At 72.2% G+C, this 490-nt stretch carries 1 protein-coding gene; it reads right to left on the reverse strand.

What is annotated here, in order from left to right; genetic code table 11:
- On the reverse strand, window positions 1-490 hold a 490-nt coding region (locus B3T77_RS01480; RefSeq protein ID WP_292076469.1), incomplete at both ends, for a helicase HerA-like domain-containing protein.

A 490-nucleotide genomic window follows, 5' to 3' on the forward strand; every position in this document is an offset into this window, starting at 1 on the left:
CGGCCTCGCGCGCCGCCCGCGCTTCGGCCTGGGCCTGAGCCTTCGCCCGCGCCTCGGCGGCCTTCTGATCGGCCTTGGCCTGAGCGGCGGCGGCCTTGTCGGCCTCGGCCTGCGCCTTGGCCTGAACTTCAGCCTGATCGGCGGCGCTGTGGCGATTGGCCAGGATTTCGGCGGCGGATTCGCGGTTCAGCACCTGCTCGTAAAGGCCCCGCACCGGGCTGGCGGCCATGACGGCGGCGCGCTCAGTATCGGTGGCCGGACCCAGGCGCGAGGCCGGCGGGCGGATCTTGGTGCGGGCCACGATGGTCGGGGCGCCCTTTTCGTCCAGCACCGACACCAGGGCCTCGCCCACGCCCAGACCCTGAATCGCCTCGGCCGTGTCGAAGGCGGCGTTGGCGCGGAAGCTCTGCGAGGCCGCTTTCAGCCCCTTCTGTTCGGACGGCGTATAGGCGCGAAGCGCGTGCTGAATGCGGTTGCCCAGCTGGGCCAG

This window comes from Brevundimonas sp. UBA7838 (genome assembly GCF_002500885.1).
GTDB classification, from domain to species: domain Bacteria; phylum Pseudomonadota; class Alphaproteobacteria; order Caulobacterales; family Caulobacteraceae; genus Brevundimonas; species Brevundimonas vesicularis_C.